General features: G+C 70.4%; 16 protein-coding genes. 7 read left to right on the top strand and 9 right to left on the bottom strand.

Annotated features, from left to right (window positions below):
• Nucleotides 1-79 precede the first annotated feature (79 nt).
• From Msi02_RS26215 to Msi02_RS44595, 3 genes are all read right to left on the bottom strand, one after another.
• Nucleotides 80-967, bottom strand: a complete 888-nt coding sequence (locus Msi02_RS26215) for a thioredoxin family protein (protein ID WP_204050724.1) — start codon at nt 965-967, stop codon at nt 80-82.
• Nucleotides 961-2,031: a Gfo/Idh/MocA family protein gene (locus tag Msi02_RS26210; RefSeq protein ID WP_204050817.1), complete on the bottom strand. Its 1,071-nt coding sequence runs from the start codon at nt 2,029-2,031 to the stop codon at nt 961-963. Before Msi02_RS26210 ends, Msi02_RS26215 begins: the two co-directional genes overlap by 7 nt.
• 344 nt (nt 2,032-2,375) lie before the next feature.
• Nucleotides 2,376-3,497, bottom strand: coding sequence for a DUF6461 domain-containing protein (locus Msi02_RS44595; RefSeq protein ID WP_373308308.1), 1,122 nt, complete (start codon nt 3,495-3,497; stop codon nt 2,376-2,378).
• 584 nt (nt 3,498-4,081) lie between these two features.
• Between Msi02_RS44595 and Msi02_RS44590 the strand changes: the two genes are divergently transcribed.
• Together Msi02_RS44590 and Msi02_RS26195 are read left to right on the top strand one after the other, a co-directional pair.
• The gene (locus Msi02_RS44590; protein WP_275414178.1) at nt 4,082-4,540 is read left to right on the top strand and encodes a helix-turn-helix domain-containing protein; all 459 of its coding nucleotides are present in this window, start codon (nt 4,082-4,084) and stop codon (nt 4,538-4,540) included.
• Nucleotides 4,541-4,697: 157 nt separating this feature from the next.
• On the top strand, nt 4,698-5,030 hold the full coding sequence (locus Msi02_RS26195; RefSeq protein ID WP_204050722.1) for a hypothetical protein: 333 nt from the start codon (nt 4,698-4,700) through the stop codon (nt 5,028-5,030).
• Between the two features lie 142 nt (nt 5,031-5,172).
• On the opposite strand, the gene Msi02_RS26190 is transcribed toward Msi02_RS26195, so the two are convergent.
• On the bottom strand, nt 5,173-5,526 hold the full coding sequence (locus tag Msi02_RS26190; RefSeq protein WP_204050721.1) for a hypothetical protein: 354 nt from the start codon (nt 5,524-5,526) through the stop codon (nt 5,173-5,175).
• A 268-nt stretch (nt 5,527-5,794) separates the two neighbouring features.
• On the opposite strand from Msi02_RS26190, the gene Msi02_RS26185 reads away from it, so the two are divergent.
• Complete coding sequence (locus Msi02_RS26185) at nt 5,795-7,714, top strand: FUSC family protein (protein ID WP_204050720.1); 1,920 nt, start codon at nt 5,795-5,797, stop codon at nt 7,712-7,714.
• On the opposite strand, the gene Msi02_RS26180 is transcribed toward Msi02_RS26185, so the two are convergent.
• Nucleotides 7,711-10,491: a helix-turn-helix transcriptional regulator gene (locus Msi02_RS26180; protein WP_239108716.1), complete on the bottom strand. Its 2,781-nt coding sequence runs from the start codon at nt 10,489-10,491 to the stop codon at nt 7,711-7,713. The two genes, Msi02_RS26185 and Msi02_RS26180, sit on opposite strands and share 4 nt — an antisense overlap.
• A gap of 199 nt (nt 10,492-10,690) precedes the next feature.
• Here Msi02_RS26180 and Msi02_RS26175 point away from each other — a divergent pair, with 199 nt between their 5' ends.
• The 3 genes from Msi02_RS26175 to Msi02_RS44035 are packed head-to-tail and all read left to right on the top strand — an operon-like array spanning nt 10,691 to nt 13,256.
• On the top strand, nt 10,691-11,623 hold the full coding sequence (locus tag Msi02_RS26175; RefSeq protein WP_204050718.1) for an MBL fold metallo-hydrolase: 933 nt from the start codon (nt 10,691-10,693) through the stop codon (nt 11,621-11,623).
• Nucleotides 11,620-13,107, top strand: a complete 1,488-nt coding sequence (locus Msi02_RS26170) for a carboxylesterase/lipase family protein (protein WP_204050717.1) — start codon at nt 11,620-11,622, stop codon at nt 13,105-13,107. The genes Msi02_RS26175 and Msi02_RS26170 overlap by 4 nt, the downstream gene beginning before the upstream one ends.
• A 26-nt stretch (nt 13,108-13,133) precedes the next feature.
• A complete protein-coding gene (locus tag Msi02_RS44035; protein ID WP_275414177.1) occupies nt 13,134-13,256 on the top strand; it encodes a hypothetical protein in 123 nt (40 codons plus the stop codon).
• 127 nt (nt 13,257-13,383) lie between these two features.
• Here the strand turns inward: Msi02_RS44035 and Msi02_RS26165 are convergent, their stop codons facing one another.
• From Msi02_RS26165 to Msi02_RS26155, 3 genes are read right to left on the bottom strand one after another with little or no spacing between them, the layout of a single operon-like run.
• Complete coding sequence (locus tag Msi02_RS26165; RefSeq protein ID WP_204050716.1) at nt 13,384-13,677, bottom strand: DUF1330 domain-containing protein; 294 nt, start codon at nt 13,675-13,677, stop codon at nt 13,384-13,386.
• A gap of 33 nt (nt 13,678-13,710) precedes the next feature.
• Nucleotides 13,711-15,144, bottom strand: coding sequence for an MFS transporter (locus tag Msi02_RS26160; protein ID WP_204050715.1), 1,434 nt, complete (start codon nt 15,142-15,144; stop codon nt 13,711-13,713).
• Nucleotides 15,141-15,599, bottom strand: coding sequence for a MarR family winged helix-turn-helix transcriptional regulator (locus Msi02_RS26155; protein WP_239108715.1), 459 nt, complete (start codon nt 15,597-15,599; stop codon nt 15,141-15,143). The genes Msi02_RS26160 and Msi02_RS26155 overlap by 4 nt, the downstream gene beginning before the upstream one ends.
• A 67-nt stretch (nt 15,600-15,666) precedes the next feature.
• On the opposite strand from Msi02_RS26155, the gene Msi02_RS26150 reads away from it, so the two are divergent.
• On the top strand, nt 15,667-15,810 hold the full coding sequence (locus tag Msi02_RS26150) for a hypothetical protein (protein ID WP_204050714.1): 144 nt from the start codon (nt 15,667-15,669) through the stop codon (nt 15,808-15,810).
• A gap of 651 nt (nt 15,811-16,461) precedes the next feature.
• On the opposite strand, the gene Msi02_RS26145 is transcribed toward Msi02_RS26150, so the two are convergent.
• A complete protein-coding gene (locus Msi02_RS26145; protein ID WP_204050713.1) occupies nt 16,462-17,613 on the bottom strand; it encodes a DUF3103 family protein in 1,152 nt (383 codons plus the stop codon).
• Between the last annotated feature and the right edge of the window lie 115 nt (nt 17,614-17,728).

Here is a 17,728-nt window from a genome sequence, read left to right as displayed (position 1 = left end):
TACGCCTCCTCGGCGGTCGATCTGGATCCGGGGGTGGTGGGCGCTTTCTCAGGACATGTACGGCATGCCATGACAACTCCTACCGATTTGAGGGCTTGCGCGGATCGACCCAGCCCGGGAGGTCCCACGGACGGGCCAGTACGCCGCGCAGCCGTGCGGCCAGGTCGGCGGGATCCGGCAGCGGCGAGGGGCGCCCGTCGGCCCGCTCGTAGACGCGACAGGTGAGGGCGGGTGGGGCGTCGCCGGGGAAGACGTCGCGCCGTCCCACCTGGAAGGTGGGCGAGCCGGGGAACCCGAGCCGCTCGGCCTCCTCACGCGAGGTCACCTGCCGCTCAGCGACGTGCACGTCGCCCCGGCCGAGCTCGGCGAGCGTCCCCCGGAGCAGCTCGGCGGCGTGCTCGTGCGTCGGGCAGCCGTCCCACCACAGCAGCTCCACCCGCCATTTGATGGAACAGCCCGCCGGAGAGGTCAGCGGCCGGGCCACCTCACGGCCGGACAGGACGTCGTCGAGCGCCTCACGCAGCCACCCGGCGTTCTGGGCCGGGTCGTCGTGGTCGCCGTCAGGTGCGCCGTGGTAGCGGACGAGGCCCATACGGTCGATCACGAAGATCTCGGGGGTCGCCGTCGCACCATACGCCTGGGCTACCCACTGGTCGGCGTCTCGCAGGAAGGGGCCGGCGAGCTCGCCGGCGGCGACCCTCTCACGCATGGCCGTGCTCGAGTCCTCCGGATGGTCGGTCTCGTCGTTGCTCACCACCTGCAGCACCGTGACGTCCCGGTTCGCGTAGTCGCGGGCGACCTGCTGGATTCGGTCGTGCCAGGCGCGGGCGAACGGGCAGCCGCTGGCGGTGAAAACAACGACGGTCGCGACGGACCGCTCCGGGCTGAGGCACACAGGTGCTCCCGCGGTGTCGGGCAGCTCGAACAGCGGCGCCCGGTCGCCGACCGTCAACCGTCCACTCAGCACGAGGCCACCTCCACCCAAGTCTGCTTCTGCGCGGCTTCCAGGACAGCGGCGGTCAGCTGTGCAGCGCGCAATCCGTCGGCGAAGGTTGGCAGGCCGTCCGGCTCGACGCCGTCCACCGCCGCGTAGGCATCGGCGACAAAGGCGTCGAAGCAGTCCTGGTAGCCCTGGGGATGTCCGGCGGGCACGGCGGTGTACCGCGCGGCTACCAGGGACTCGCTGGTGCCGCGCAGCAGCTGCCGATTGATCTCCCGGCCGCCGATCCACAGCGTCTCGGGGTTCTCCTGGTCGAAAGTCAGGCTCTCTTTCGCACCGTCCACCGAGAACCACAACCGGTTCTTCCTGCCCGGGGTGACCTGGCTGACGGTGACATTGCCCACCGCTCCCCCGTCGGTCTCGAAAAGCACGACTGCCGCGTCCTCAGTCTCCACTCTCCGCCCGCCGCGGGCAGGCACCGCGATCATCGTCTGGGCCGCCACGCGCACGATGCGGTGCCCGCTGACGAACTCCACCAAGTCGCACCAGTGGACACCGATGTCGGCGAAGGCGCGGGACGGCCCGCCGGCCGCGGAGTCCACCCGCCAGTTGTCGTCGCTGTCCTCGGCGAGCCAGTCCTGAAGGTACGAGCCGTGCAGCAGACGTACCGGCCCGGCAGTGCCGTCCGCGACACGGGCACGAGCCTCCCGGACCGTCGGATAGAAGCGGTAGACGAACGGGACGGTGGCCGTGACACCGGCATCGACGGCGAGCTGCGCCAGTTCCTCAGCCTCGTACGGGTTCACCGCGAGCGGCTTCTCGCACACGACGTGCTTGCCGGCGGCGATGGCCGCGCGCGCCAGCCGTGCATGAGTCGCGTTCGGTGTGCAGATGTGCACGACGTCAATGTCGTCGGCGCTCAGCAGCTCCTCGACCGTTTCCGTAAAGTCTTCCGGACGGAGGTGCTCGGCGGCGTTCCGGGAAGACTCCGGTGTCGAGCCGACGGCCCGGACCACGACACCGCCCGCGCGCCGGATGGCCCGAGCGTGCACCGTTCCCATGAAACCGACGCCGACGATGCCGGCACGCATGCGATTGACCACCAGAGACCTCCAGAGGGTACCCGTGACCCCGACCACGGGACTGCCTGCACATATTTATGAATGAAATCGACGGAAGTCAACGCATACGAGGGCCATCAATCCCTGATGGCAGACATAGACGAGGCTGATTCCCTTGGCATGGAGGGCCGGCCCATGCGCCATCTGCGGGCCGCGTCAACGCTCCGCCAGCCGGAGCGTTCAGGGTGGCATCAAATGAAGGACTGCCGTTACGCTCGCGTCCGGCGTCCAGGTCTCCGACATGTGGACACCTTGAGTACCAGATCATGGAGACCAAGGAGTTCCTGGTGGCATCAACGCCTACCCGCCTGAATTCAAGGCCGACGCCGTCGCGCTGTACCTGTCAGGCTCGGCCCACATCTGGGCATCAGCCGTGAGACCTGCGACCGTGGGTCCGCCAGGCGCCCATGAACTGGCACGCCAAGCGAGGCCGGCGTGTATCGCGGCGGAGGCCTTCGACCGGGCAGCTCGGGAGCCGTACGCGCGGATTCCGCCCCCGACACGAGCAGGGCTGGAGTTGCGTAGGGCCGTGCGAAGGCTCGCTGCCGGGGGCGGGCGGGTCCGGGGGGATCGCTCATCGCCGACATTGCGGCGCTGGTCGCCGCGGTGGCCGGCTGCGGATGGGCAGGTAGGACAATCCCCAGCTCAAGACGTTGAAGGCGCTGGCGAAGCTCTTCGGCGTCCCGATCGGCTACCCCGCTAACGACGAGGGCGACGCCCGAGTTGAGTCGGTCGGGTGCGGTGCCCCACCGGGTTCCGGGCCGGCTCGGATCGAAACCGGTGAGGAGCTCACCGTCGAGGGCATAGGCGAAGTCCTGGCCGGGGGCATAGTCGTGTCGCATCACCGCGACTGCCTCGCCACCATCGCGGGACAACTCGCCGATGACCTCGCGTTGTACGCCACACCGGCCGCACTCCTCGATGAGGATGGACCAGTCTCCCACCCGTACCATGGCGATCTCGGTACGGCTGGAGTCGGGGTACTCATCCACGTCGATCAGGCGGATGTGTTCCGGGGCGGCGCCCAGCCGCCGGAGCACCTCGTGCTCCTCCACTCCCCTGACGAGGGTGATCGTGTAGATCGGTCCCAGGGGGCCCTCGTCCTGCCACGCGTAGTCCTCCGGCGAGGCACCGGGCGTGCGGGCGGTGGCATGGACCTGCCGATGCTCGCTCAAGTGACAACGCACTGCTCTCAGCCGCAGCTCGTCGCTTTCCGCGTTACTCGGCGTCGGTGTAGGAACGACGGTCGCCAAGTCGTAACCAGGAAGGTCGCCACGGCAGCCACGGGCGTCTGCGACGGCTCCCGGCTGAGGACGCGCCGTCGATCGAGATGCACCGATCAGAAGCAGTCCTTTACGATGTAGATCTCTCAGTCCGTTGGACACAAGGAATTCCCCCAGCCAGAGGACTGGCGAATGCGGTGACACGCTGGACATACATCTGTCACCGGGCGGCACGGTCCGGGAGTGCGACTCTTGATGACACCTGGGTGACACAACAGAAAAGCCACAATCCCCGATCTTGAGAACTGTGACTCTGACCTGCTACGACAGTGTCGGGACGGCGGGATTTGAACCCACGCCCCCTTGACCCCCAGGACGTTGGAGTAGGCGTTTTAGCACGTCAGTGGCGTTCAGAGGGTAAGAACGAAGTTCGCTCGCATGCTGGTTGTTCGGCTGTGTGCATAGCGTGTGGTCCCCGAGTGGTCCCCACACGTTCGCCCTTAGATGGTAAGGGGACTTGCGGCACTCCCCTGTTCATCGTGGTGGCCTCGACTCTAAGCCATGAGTTCCCCGGTGTGTCCCCTGACGTAACACAATCGCCCCTCTAGCGGAGTCTTTGCGCTACGGTGCCTTCTATGTCGTGGCAATGGGCGCTTCAGCTTGCCCCTCCTATTGCGACGCTAGGTGCGGCCGCTCTGGGTTTGCTTCGGGAGCAGGGGGCTCTGCGGAGGAATCTACGGGAGGACGTTAGCATCGCCAAGGATCTTCCTGATGGTTCCCCGGGCAAGCACCTTCTGATGCAGCACATCGAATGGGAGATCGGTGTCCTTTTGAACCCTGATCGTGACTGGATGTCTTTCGCGATCGGCGGATTAGTCGCTCTAGCCGGCGGCTATGGGACTCTCTGGCTTTATCAGCAGCATGCCTGGTGGAGTTGGCTCGGATTGCTGACTGCATACGTAGCCATAGGTGGGCTTGTCGGCATGATGCAGGGAGTCAGGAGAGGAGGGATCGTTGGGCGCCCGGACTACTATCCGGCCGAGCTAGCGCCGAAACCAGGTCCGCCGGTGACTCCATCGGCGCAAGTGCTCCTCACCGTCTCCGAGACGGCCGCTGCGATGCGAGTGTCAAAGGCTGCCGTCTATCGACTTGTGTACTCCGGGCAACTACCTATCATTCGCGTTCGCCGCTGGTTCCGAATACCGGGTCAAGCGGTCAACGACTACCAGGCCGCTGCAGAAGCTGGCAACGCTTGAATCGGCCACCCGGTGCTCCGGCGACGCAGACTTCGCCCGCGCACTCCTGAAAGACAGCACGATCACCGAACCCTGGGAGAAGGCCGTCGCGGCATGCCTGACTGTACTTTGCCTTCTCAGAGTCGATGCTCAGCCGACGGACGCCACTGTTTCGAGCATGACCGACGCTTACCTCGAACTCGGCTCAGCCCCCGAATACGTGGTGTTCCGTACCCGCCTGGGGCTCGCTGTGGTCGACCTTGTCGGCAGCATGGAACGTCCAGAGGCCTCACGCGCCGCTACCCGCCTCGTGAGCGAGGCCGTGGCAGCAGGTGACGGCTACGTCGCGCGAGACGTGCTCGCCCACAAGGGATGCAGGACGATGCTCACCAGAAGCGAGGAATGCGCCCTGAACTCAGCCGTGCAGTCCTCCGGTCTCGCCCGAGCCACGATCCCCAAGCACCTGTTGGCCGATCTACTTACAAGTGTGGAAGCAAGCGTGACGCGCTGAGAACTCCTTTCATTGAATCGTCCCCACGGGACGGAGACCCACGATCACCTATAGAGGCGCTGGCAAATTTGCCTTCGAATTTAGTTCCGGTGAAGCCGGTCCAGCGGGGCTCCACCATAAACTCGCCGAGTGCGCTCTGTCACTAGCCCTTGTCCGGCTGGGCGACCTCGATATTTTGCCCACTTTCTTTTTCGATGACGGGCCGCCCGTTCAAGGGTGCACGAAGATGTAGCTGCACATCGAACTGGTATCCGTTGTCCGGCAGCTTTATGGTCCCCCAGGACACGAGGGGTGCGCACGGATTGCTCATCTTGACGCCGATTGTCACCTGAGAGGGCGACTCCTGCACTTCGGTGTCCGTCACTTCCCAGCAGAAGCGGCCGTCGTCATCCTCGGACTTGTACACCGTGAACGTCGCGGTCAGCGTCCGCCCATCGGCTGACGGCGTTACCCAGGCGATCGTATGCCAGTCCGCTTTGCGGACGTTCGCCGTCATGGCAAGCCACGCCCTCGTCCGTTTTCGTCGACCCACTATGGATTCCCTTGGCCATGATCTTTCCATCGGAGGGTCGGATGGTGTACACCCGGCCTCCGACAGCACGGACGGGGTGCCGATCGGCCGCAGGTGCGTGCGGCTGACGCCTCGGCCCTCGCGGACGGGCGGTGCGCCCGCGTCCGTCGAAGTGCAGTCATCCGGCCGATACCCCCGCCGGGCTGCGCGTCCGCACGATGGCCGAGGAATCCGTACGACCGGAAGGAAAGCGATGGGCACTTCGCTGCAGCGAGCGGCACGCGCGTGGGATCGCCTCGCCGCAGACGATCCGGGGCTCGTGCGCACGACCACCGCACTCAGAGCCGTCGCGGGCATCGCCCTCACCCTGGCCGTGTTGTCCTTGACGGACCTTCCTGCCGCGTTCCTCGTTGCGGGCTGCTTCGCCCCCTTCACCGTCGCGCTGGCCACCGGCGACAGCCCTCCGCGTGATCAGGTACTCGTCGTCGTCGCCGCCGTCCCACTCGTGTCCGCCGTCTTGCTCGCGGGTTGCGCGCTCGCGTCCTTCCCCGGGGCGGCCGAGGCCGTCTTCGTCCTGTTGGTCTTCTGCGCGGTGTACGTCCGCCGGTACGGGCCACGGGAGCAGGCGCTCGGGATCTTCGCCTTCATGGCGTACTTCCTGACCCAGTTCCTCGGGGCGCGGCTGAGCCAGTTGCCCGGCCTGTCCGCCGCGGTGGGCGTCGGCTTCGCCGCCGACGCGCTGGTGGGGTTCGGCCTGCTGCGGACGACCCCCGCCAGGACGCTGCGGCGGCTGCGGCGTGCCTTCGATTTCCATCTGGAGCAGGTCGTGCTCGGCGCGATCGAGGTGGTCCGGGCGGGAGGGGACGACACCCGCCTGACGCGGTCACTGGAACGCCGGGTCGCCCGGCTGCACCGGAGCGCGCTGATGATCGCCGATCTCCTCGACCGGGGACGCGCCGCCGACCGGGTGCTGCAGGGAATCGTGCGGGCCGAAACGGCCGCGCAGCGGCTGGCGGTGCTGGCCGTCCGCTCCGGTCCGGCTTTCGAGGGAACTACGTGCGACCGAGCCCCCGCCGTGCTCCGGGACGTCCACCACGCCATCGGCGAGCTGATGCGTGCCGTCGACGGGCTGCGATCGGTCGCCGGCGCCCCGGCGGACCGCGGCCCTCGTACGGCCGGCGCGGCCCGCCGGCTGAGGCGCGTCGCGCCGCGGCAGGCCGTGCAAGCCGCCGCGGCGGCGGCCGTCGCCGTCGTGAGCGGCGAGCTGTCGTCGTCCGAACGCTGGTACTGGGCCGTGCTCACCGCGTGGGTCGTCTTCGTCGGCACAGAGAGCGTCGGGGAGGTCCTGATCCAGGGCTTCCAGCGCGTGCTGGGCACCGTGCTGGGCGTGGCGTGCGGGCTGGCGATCGCCGCCGTGGCCGGGGGTGACGTGCCGTCGGCCCTGGGCGTGTCGCTGTTGTGCGTCTTCGGGGTCTTCCGCACCCCGCCGAACGCGTACTGGGCGGTGACCTTCTTCATCACCTGCCTGATCGCCATGGCTTTCGTGCTGCTCGGCACGTTCTCGGCCGAGCTGCTCGCGCTGCGCATCTGGGAGACCGCGCTCGGTGCGCTGTGCGGGGTGCTGGCGGGGGCGCTCGTGCTGCCCACGACCGTGCGCCGGGCCGGCGGCGAGCGCCTGCTGGAGGTGCTGCGTGCCCTCCGGCGTACGCGTGTGCCGGAAGGAGGCAGGTCTCTCGACACCCGTGAGCTGGATCGGGCTCTGGAAGAGCTGCGCGGTGCCCTTCGCCCGCTGACCCACCCGCTGAACCCGCGTCGCGCCCGCCGGGCCCACGCGCGCCACCTGCTCGCCCTGCTGGAGTCGTGCGCCTACCACGTCCGCAGCCTCGCCGCCGTGGCCGCAGCGGCTCAGGCGGACGAGACAGGGCACGAGATCCGTGCCGCCGAGCACGTCCGCGCCAACCTGGACCGGGCGATCCGCCTGATGGAGGCCGGTGGGTGGCCCGCCATCCCCTGCCACGACGGCCGCGGCACGCTGGCCCGGCTGGCCGCCGACCGCCGGTGGGCCGCCGATCGTACGTCCCGCGAGAGCTATCACGTGAACCGCCTGGACGAGGCGACGGCCGAACTGGCGCAGGCACTCGACGACGGCGCCGCCCACTGCGTCGTGACCTAGACGGCCGACCCCAACGCCGCCTCCACCACGTCGCGAAGCTGGGAGCGGGCGGTGACGCCCAGCTTGGGGAAGGTGCGGTAGAGGTGGGAGCCGACAGTACGCGGCGACAGGAAGAGCCGTTCCCCGATCTCGCGGTTGGTCAGCCCGCGGGCGGCGAGCCGGACGATCTGCTGCTGTTGCGGGGAAAGACCGGCGAAGGCTCGGGGGTCGGTCGCGTCGACGTCCAGACCGGCCGCCCGCAGTTCCGCCTGCGCGCGTTCGCTCCACGGCCGCGCCCCCAGCCGGCGAAATGTGTCGTACGCCGCGGTGAGGAACGGCCGCGCCTCGGCGATCCGGCGACGGCGGCGCAGCCATTCCCCGTACTTCAGCACCGCCTGCGCACGCTCGAACGGCCAGCGCTCCAGCGCGGGATCGGCCAGTGCCGCCAGGAACTCGGGCTCGGCGTGCTCGGGTTCGGCGAGCAACGCACGGCTGTGACGCACCAGGCTCCGCAGGCGGGACGAGCCGCCGCGGGCGAGAGTACAGGCCGAACGCTCGACGATCTCGATCGCCTCGGCCTGACGACCGACACGCGCGGCAGACTCCGCCAGCTCCGGCAGGGCCGGGTAGGAGGCGTGGTAGTGGACGGGGGCACCGTCGGCGTCGAAGACCACCCGCGCGTTCTCATACGCGGCCTCGTAGTCGCCTTCCGCCATGGCGGCGGCGGCCAGGGCGCGGCGCGCGTACACGGCGACCGATCGGCTCTCCAGCGGATCCACCAGACGCAGCGCCTCATCGGCGAGAGCGCGGGCGCCCGCCGCATCGCCCTGGCAGGCCACGACCATGGCCTCGATGGCGTGCGCGCACGCGACGGCGTGGTTGAGTCTGGCCGCCGCCGGCAGCGCGCCGAGGCCCGCGCAGACCGCACGCGCCCGATCCCAGCGGCCGTACTCGAAGTAGGCCAGCGCGACGACGCCGCCGAGCCCGTCGGGGAGCGGCCCGTCGGTGCGCCACGACTCGACGGCCTCGTCGAACGTCCGGATCGCCAGCGGGGTCTCATCCAGCACCCAGGCCGCGACGGCCAGCGCGGTCAACTCCACGGGACGACCACCCGCACCGGCGCCGTCGCCACCCCCTTCGCGATCACCCGCTGTGGAGCGCCCCCCGGCCGCGGCGATCATGTCCGGCAGGCGAGGCGCCAGCTCGCGGCTGCCCAGCGGATCCGACACGATCCGCGCCCACTCCCGCAGCGGCCCGGCGGGCAGGCGTGGCAGGAGCCGGTCGATCTCCCGCCGCTGGAACTCCTCGCCCGAGTAGAAGCGCAGCACCGCGGCGGCGGCGAGCGCGTCGAGCGCGATGGCCGGTCGCTCGGCCGCCAGATCGTCGGCGATCGCGGCCAGGCCGCCGAAGACGGCGGCGTGCTGCCCGGTCAGCGCGGACAGCCGCCCGACGTGCAGTGAGGCGGCGGCGAGCATGGCGGCGTCGTCGGTGCGTGCGCGGGCCCGGCCGGCCAGTTCCTCCACCCAGGGCAGGTCTCCGGTGAAGACGGCCAGGCCGGCCGCGTCCGCCAGCAGCCGGGCGCTGTCGTCGCGCCCGGGACGCAGCTCCGCCGCGCGGGCCAGCGCCCTGGCCGCCGCCGCGTAGCCGCCTCGTCTGCGAGCCCTGTCGGCCGTCTGCTCCAGGGCGGCGGACACCTCCGCATCGGGGTGGAGCGTGGCGGCGGCGAGATGCCACGCACGCCGGTCCGGCTCGTCTCGCAGGGCGTCGGCCAGCGCGCGGTGAGCCTCCATGCGGGCGTCGAACGGGGCGGCGTGGTAGACCGCGGAACGGGCCAGTGGGTGGCGGAACCGTACGTGCCGGCCTGCCCGGTGGATCAGCCCCGAGTCTTCGACGGCGGGCCAGGCTTTGTCGTCCGCGTCGGGCAGCAGCGCCAGCACGGCGTCCGGGGGATCCTCCACGTCGGCGGCGGCCAGAAGCAACAGGGCCCGTCGCCCGGCTTCCGGCAGCTCCGCCAGACGAGCGGCGTAGACGGCCGCCAGCCGCCGGCCGACCGGCAGCGGGCCGTGGTCGTCGGGATCAAGCGAAGCGTGGTCGGCCAGTTCGAGAAGGGCCAAAGGGTTCCCCGCGGCCTGCTCGAGCACGCGTTCCCTCATCCTGCCCGTCAGATCGGGCGCGCGCAGGTCGAGCAGCCGCCGGGACGCCGTGGGGTCGAGCGGGGGCAGCACAAGCGTCGGCAATCCCCGGCCGAACCCCGGCCCGTCGTCGCGTACGGCGGCCAGCAGGGTGACGGGGTCGTCGTCCAGTCGGTGGGCGGCGAAGGCGAGGGCGTCGGCGGAGGCGGAGTCGATCCACTGGGCGTCGTCGAGCACGAGCACGAGCGGCGCCCGTTCGGCCACCTGGGACAGCAGAGTCAACACGGCGACCCCCGTCAGCAGCGGATCAGGGGCGTCGGGCACGAACCCGAAGGCGCCGAGCAGCGCCCGGCGCTGCCGGTCCGGCAGGTGGTCCGCCTCGTCCAGCACCGGCCGGAGAAGCTGGTGCAGGCCCGCGAAGGCCAGGTCCCTCTCGGACTCGCGACCACTCGCCCGCAGCACCCGGCGGCCCGCCTCCTCGGCGCGGCGGGCCGCGTACTCCAGCAACGTGCTCTTGCCCATCCCCGCGGCTCCGGACAGGAGCAGGACCTGGCCGCCGCCGGACGCGTCCGTCACCAGAGCGGAGAGCCGCTCGACCTCGGCGTCCCGTCCGACGACCGCGTCACGTTCCGCTGTGGCGCGGCAACCCGGCGCCCGCCCGTCCACAGGCCCTCCAGAAGTCTCACCGGACAGGACCACGGCGTCACGGCGGGTCCTCGTCCCCTCGCTGTCACGGTAGCAAGTGCGTGCCCCCGCAACGGATGCAGTCACCTGACGCATACCGCCGGCCCCCGGCGGTGGCCCACGATGAACGGGCGGCGGATCTCGTCGCACCGATCACCGCTCGTCCGATCAAGGAACGCTCATGCCTGCCAATCAGATCACTTTGGGTGACGTCACGATCACACGGGTCTGGGAATATTCCGGGCCCGTCGACATGACGCCCGAGACGTTCTTCCCGGAAAGCTCGCCACGCACCTGGGAGGAGCACTCCTCCTGGTTGGAGCCGCAGTTCGTGGATCCCGAGACGCGGATCGTCAACTCCGCGATTCAGACCTGGCTGCTGCGTAGCGAGGGCAGGAACATCCTCATCGACACCGGGGTCGGCAACCACAAGGAGCGGCCGTACTCGCCGGTCTGGAGTCGCCTCGACACCGATTTCCTGGACAACCTGGCCGAGGCCGGCGTACGGCCCGAGGACGTGGACATCGTGGTGAACACACACCTCCACGTGGACCACGTCGGCTGGAACACCTACCTGGACGGCCGTACCTGGGTGCCGACCTTTCCCAACGCCACGTACCTCATCTCCAAGGCCGACTTCGACTTCTGGAATCCGGCGAACGAGCACAAGCCGCTGCTCGGGCGGGGCAACCAGAACGTGTTCGAGGACAGTGTGGCCCCCGTCCACGAGGCGGGGCTGACACACCTGTGGGAGGACTCGTACACGATCGACTCCAACCTGCGCCTGGACCTCGCGCCGGGGCACACGCCAGGGTCCTCGGTCATCACCCTCGAATCGGGCACGGACCGCGCCGTGTTCGTCGGCGACCTGGTGCACAACCCCGTGCAGTTCGTCGAGCCGGACGCCAACAGTTGCTTCTGCGAGGATCCGGCCGCGGCCCGCGCCACCCGCCGCAGGATCCTCCACTGGGCCGCCGACCTGGGCGCCCTGGTCGTCCCCGCGCACCTGGGCGGGCAGGGAGCCGCCGAGGTGGTCCGCGAAGGGAACGGGTTCGTCATCAAAGGCTGGGCTCCGTTCGCCCCCTACTCTTCGACCTCGAAGGAGGCCCGATGAACCACCACGCGGCGGACACCGTCCTCACCGCGCAGGGCGTCGTGCGCGGGCTCCGGCGCGACGGGACGACCGTGTTCCTGAACATCCCGTACGCCGCAGCGCCGACCGGCGCCGCCCGATTCGCCGCTCCACGACCGCACGCCCCCTGGGACGGTGTACGGGACGCGACGGAGCCCGGGCCCACCGCGCCGCAGGCCGAACGCCGGCTCGGCAGCGTGGACATGACCCCGTACTTCGGGCCGGGCTGGATCCCCGGCGAGGACTTCCTGACCGTCAACGTGTGGACGCCGGGGGTCGCCGGAGAGCGGCTGCCCGTGATGGTGTTCGTGCACGGCGGCGGCTTCGTGGCGGGATCCACCAGGTCGGAGCTCTACGACGGCACCGCCTTCGCCCGGGACGGGGTCGTGCTCGTGACGCTCAACTACCGGCTGGGCATCGCGGGCTTCCTCGACCTGCCCGGTGCCCCCGCCAACCGGGGCCTGCTCGACGTGATCGCCGCCCTGCGATGGGTACGGGAGAACATCGCCGCGTTCGGCGGCGACCCGGCCCGCGTCACATTGTTCGGCCAGTCCGCGGGCGCCACGATCGTGGGCGCCGTGCTGGCCACGCCCGAGGCCGAAGGGTTGTTCCGGCGCGTGATCATGCAGAGCGGCAGCGGCCTGGGCGCCTTCACGCCCGAGCAGGCCGCCCGGGTGACCCGCGCCGCCGCCCACGCGCTCGGGGTCGAGGCGCATGCCGACGCCTTCGCCGGCATCCCCGACCTGCGGCTGGTCGAGGTCATGCCCGAACTGTCGGGCATCGATCTGCGGACCGACACCCACAGTGACCCGCTCATCGGGCTCAGCCCTTTCAGCATCGTCCTCGACCGGCAGCCGGCCGAGGCCGTCGCCGCAGGCCGCGGCGACGGCGTGGACCTGCTGGTGGGCACGAACACGGAGGAGGGCAACCTCTACCTCGCACCGTTCGGGAACCTGTCCACCTCGACGGCGGCGGACGTGCACGCCGCCGCGGCCCGCTCGCACCCGCGGCCCGCCCGCCTCGTCGAGGCCTACCGCAGGGCCCGGCCGCAGGCGTCGTCCGGCGAACTGCGCTCGGCGATCATGGGCGACGCCCTGTTCGGTGTGGGCAGCCGGCGGCTGGCCGACGCGCACGCGGGGAGGGCCGCCGCCACCTACCGCTACTCGTTCGCATGGCGCTCGAACGCGTTGGACGGCGAGCTGGGTGCCACCCACGCCGTGGAGCTGCCGTTCGTGTTCGACGTCGCCGACCTGCCCCGGCTGCGCGGCCCACAGGCTCTGCTCGGTCCGTACGAGCCGCCGTCGGACCTGGCCGCCCGGATGCACGCGGCCTGGGTGGCCTTCGCCGCGACCGGCCACCCCGGCTGGGACCGCTACGACACCGCCCGCCGGGCCACCATGCGCATCGGCGCCGAGTGGAGCATGGTGGACGACCCGCACGGCGAGGAGCTCCACGCGTGGCCCTGACCGCTTCCCACCAAGGTTCTCTCAGCATGATCACCGCCGGCACAGACCAACCGCCGCCCAGCGCTCACCGGCGTCGCCTCCGCCCCGCCTGCGCCACCAACCTGCTCCGCGCCCTGCTCGTCCTGACGAACCTCGAACTCGACCGCTGACAGACGATCACGACCGAAGACAGCCGCCCACGACCAGCACGAGCACCCACGAACCCCGCCACACCAGCAGCCGCACCAGCGAAAACCAAGATGGTGGATCTTCAGTGAAGATCCGACTGGACCTCGGTCAGTCGATGCCTTCGACGATGCGGAAGTCGCGCTCGACGCCGTCGGAGAGGGCGGCCAGCGCCTCCTGGTAGGCCGCACTCTCGTACGCCGCGACGGCCTGCTCGAAGCTGTCGAACTCGACCAGGACGGTGCGCTCGGCGATTCCGGCGCCATGCGCCACGACCCGACCGCCACGGACGCGGGTCCGACCGCCCCCGGCCCGGACGGCCGGACCGGCCAGCTTGTTGTAGGCAGCCAGCTTCTCAGGGTCTGAGATGGTGCGGTAGGCGCTGACCCAGTAGCCCTTGGGCATGGAACCTCCAGTGTTGGGGTGAGTGCATCTGGCTTACGGGTTGGTCTCGGGCGGGCGTCGGCGGGCGAGAGCGAGGCTTGTCAGCGTCGTGATCGCCATGGCGCCGATGCCGACCAGCGCCGCGGTGGTGTAGGCGCTGTCGTCGGGGAAGAGGTGGCCGGGGCCGGTGCCCGCGGCGAGGATCAGGCCGCCGACGGCGCTGCCCAGGGAGTACCCGACGCTGCGGACGACGTAGTTGAAGCTCATGGCGCTCGACGTCTCGCTCTTGGGGGTGACGGCCAGGATGACGCCGGGCATCGCGGCCGAGAAGCCGCCGACGCCGAAGCCGAGCACGCCCATCGCCGCGAACAGTTCGGCCAGGTTCGACCGGGCCGCCGCGAACAGGGCGAACCCGCCGCCGACCACGACGGCGCTGCCGGCCAGGAGCAGGGGGTCGGCGATCCGCGTCCGGACCCGCGGCGTGAGCTTGCCGGCGACGAACCCCAGCACCGAGAACGGGATGAGGACCAGCCCGGCGACGAAGGTCGTCAGCCCGAAGCCGTAGCCGGCGCCGTGCGGCGTCTGCGCGTACCGGGTGATGAGCGTGAGCAGGAGGTACATGCCGATCCCGCCGACGACCATGGCGAGGTTCGCCACGGCGACCGCCGGGTGCCGCACCGCCCGCACATCGACCAGGGGCGTCGCGCTGCGCAGCTCGATGACGGCCCAGACGCAGAGCAGCACCACCGCGACGACGGCGAGGCCCGCCGCCACGGCGAGATGCCGGCTCCACAGATTCCGTTCGCCGGCGAGGAACAGCACCAGGAGCAGCGCAGCGGCCAGGACGACCGCGCCTGGCACGTCCACGTGGGCGGAGCGGCCTTCGGGGGCTTCGGGCATGGAGCGCCACGCGGTCAGGAGGGCGGCGGCGGTGACGACCAGGCCGAGGCCGTAGGCGGCCCGTACCCCGCCGAGCTCGGCGAGCAGTGCGGCCAGCGGGTAGCCGACGCCGGCCCCGATGATCGAGACCACCGAGATCAGGGCGATCACGGCCGCGCTGCGCTCCTCGGGGAGGTGGTCCCGGGCCACGCCCATCATCAGCGCCGTCAGCCCGAGCCCGACGCCCTGGGCCGCCCTGCCGGCCAGCAGCCACGCGAACGGCAGCGGCAGCACGGTGAGCGCGCTGCCGGCGACGACGACCGCCAGCGTGGCGAGGATCGTGGCCCGCCGGTGCGGGCCGGCTCCGAGGCGGCCCAGGACCGGCGTGGCGACGGCGCCGCTGAGCAGCGCGACGGTCAGCGTCCACTGCGCGCTGCCGAGCGAGACGTGGAACGAGGTCGCCACGCTGGTGATGAGCGGCGTCCCGAGGCTGGCGACCGCCGCCACGACCAGAGCGATGAACATCAGGGCGGGGACCAGCAGCCGCGCCTCGGAACGCGCCACCGGGAACGCCTTCACCGTGCCCCCGCCGACCGGCTGCCCGGTCACTGCTTCGGCCCTTCGCGGTCCTGGCTTTCGAGCTCTGCCAGATGATTCAGCGCCGGAAGGGCCGCCACCAGCGCCTCGACCTCGTCGCCGGTGAGCTCGCCGATCAACCGCTCGAACGCGTGGACGCCCGCCTGGCGCCGCGTCCGGACATAGGAGGCGCCGGCCTCGGTCAGGCACACCAGCGTGACCCGCTTGTCGGACGCGTCGCCCCGCCGCTCGACCAGGCCGGACTGCTCCATCACCCGGACCAGGGCGGTCATCGCGGGCTGGGTGACGCCCTCGACCGCGGCCAGATCGGTGATGCGCCGCGGGCCGGTCCGGTCCAGGGTGGCCAGGGTGGCGGCGGACGTCAGACTCATGTCCCGGGGCAGGCGTCTCGCGGCCCTGGTGGCCAGGCCGTAGAGGGCTGCCGCGATGGCGGCGGACGCGCCAGGAGCGGTGTCTTGACGACTCACGCTCGAAGCATAACATTTTTATATTCATAGTTTATGGAAATGCCCGCACGCCGATGGCGCCGTCAGCGTGACTCCACGCGATCCGGACTACGACGTTCATGCCGTGACCGCCATCACCCTCCCCGAACTGGCGGGCGACCCGCAGGAGGACGCAGCCCTGCTCGCCCGCTGGGAAGCGCGTTTCGTCCAGACCGAACGCCGCAGCGCGTAACCCCCGGCGCCGCGAACGCTCCCCCGACATAGCGCGCCTGGGACGTCCGAGAACGTCTGTGTAAGGACTCATGACATCCCTCACGGAATGATCAAGAAACGTCTCCCCTGCGGCCGAGCCGCGCCCGGGTGAAGCAACGGTTCTCCGTAATACTCTCGGTGGTTCTGTCCGAGTTCCCTGAGGCCGTCATTGCTGTGCACACGCTGTGGGGGCGACACTGTCCCAACGCGTTCGGGCGCGGTGAGCGCTGCCGAAGGCCGCGGCGAGCGCTTGCAGAGCGGCGCCGGTCCGCTCCTGCCTGCCGTGGTCGTGGTTGCGGCGCTCACCGCTGTTCCCGTCCGCCTCTGCAGCCGCCGTCCCCGGCATCGCCGATATCGGGGGCCTTCCATCTTGACCGCAGTAAAGAAGCGCCATCAGGTCCCATACAAGATGACATGGTCCCCGAGACGCCGAAAGGGCCGACCAGACGCGGCCGTCGAAGACGCCCTGACCGATGCGCCGGGACTCCTGGCGCCCTCATAACCCGATTCGAACTGCCACCGGGCGCTCTCGTCGTCTTCACCGGCGAGATGGACGGCGGCCCCGGGTTGACGGGGCCGCCGCCGATTGCACTGCCGCCGGCGCCCGCGTCACCGCCGACGGCCTCGTTCGTCACAGCCAGTGGAAGGCGAGGACGAGGCTCATTCCGCTGGGAATGGCAGCGCAGTGCACGTCGGTGGTCTGGCGGTTGATGTTGTAGCAGGAGTCGACCCAGTCGTCGTCGTCCTTGGTCCAGCCGCTGGGCAGGGCCGCGACGATCTTGTCGGCCACCGGGACGTACTTCTCGTAGCCGGCTACGGTGAGCACGCCGTCGACGACGGCACGGATCAGCCCGGACAGGTCGGAGTTGTCGTCGTGCTCCATGAAGACCACGTCCACGGAGGTCCAGCTGAAGTTGGACCACTCGATCAGGGACTGCCCCGGCGAGTAGACCGTGCCCTCCTTGGTGATGTACGGCATCTCCACCTGGTCCACGCGGGCCTTCCCGTCGAGCCCCGCGCCAGCGACCCAGGCGTAGATTTCCGGCCCGCCCTTGTACCACGGCTCGTGGTCGTCGCGGTTCACGATGCGGAAGACGGTGGACACCGGCCGCGTCGCCAGGCTGTTGCTCGTCTGAGGTTCGTCGGCAGCCGACCGGTCGGTCCCGCCGATGCCCGCCTCGGTCAGGTAGCGCCGGATGGTCTGCTGCGCCAGCTCGGCGGACTTGTGCTCGTCGAGGCCGACGATCAGCACCGGGCGCTGCGGCGCCCTGAAGGCGTCGAGTTCCTGGGTGCGGCCGTTCGAGCCGTAGGCGACGACGGTGCGGACGGTCTTCTCGTCGCCGGAGGGGGTGGCCATCACCAGGGTTCCCCCCGCCGAGATGCGCTCGACCGACTGCGGGTCGATCCGGATCTGCAGCAGCGCCCCCTCGGCCTCGATGCCCTTGAGCTTGAGGATCTGACTGTTGGCGTCGCGGGCGTACGCGGCCAGGTCCTGAGTGCCCGGCACGGAGCCGAGCAGCGCCGCCAGGTCGGCCTCGCCGTCACCGGCCAGCTCGTGGATGAGCGCGTCACGCAACCGCCGATCGCCCAGGCGGCGCGCCACCTCCTCGGCGAGGTGGCGCTTGAAGCCGTCCAGCGCGTCGGCCCGGGCGGCGGCGGACGCGTCCGCCGCCTGCGGGGCGGGGGCAGGGGTCGGTGCGGCCGTCGCGGCGGGTGAGTTGGAGACACCGCCGATGAGCGTGGCGGCCAGGGCGAGTGCGGCGTATACCGCGGTCTTCTTCACGTGGACCTTCCTCACGTGGGGGGGAACGATCAACCGAGCGGACCAGCTGGACCGGCAGGGGTCGCCTGCCGGGGTGCCCGTCGCCGTCAGCGTCACCGACCGCAGGACGACGGTC

Origin of the sequence: Microbispora siamensis (genome assembly GCF_016863095.1) — a bacterium.
GTDB classification, from domain to species: domain Bacteria; phylum Actinomycetota; class Actinomycetes; order Streptosporangiales; family Streptosporangiaceae; genus Microbispora; species Microbispora siamensis.
This window is presented reverse-complemented; position numbering and strand designations above follow the sequence as displayed.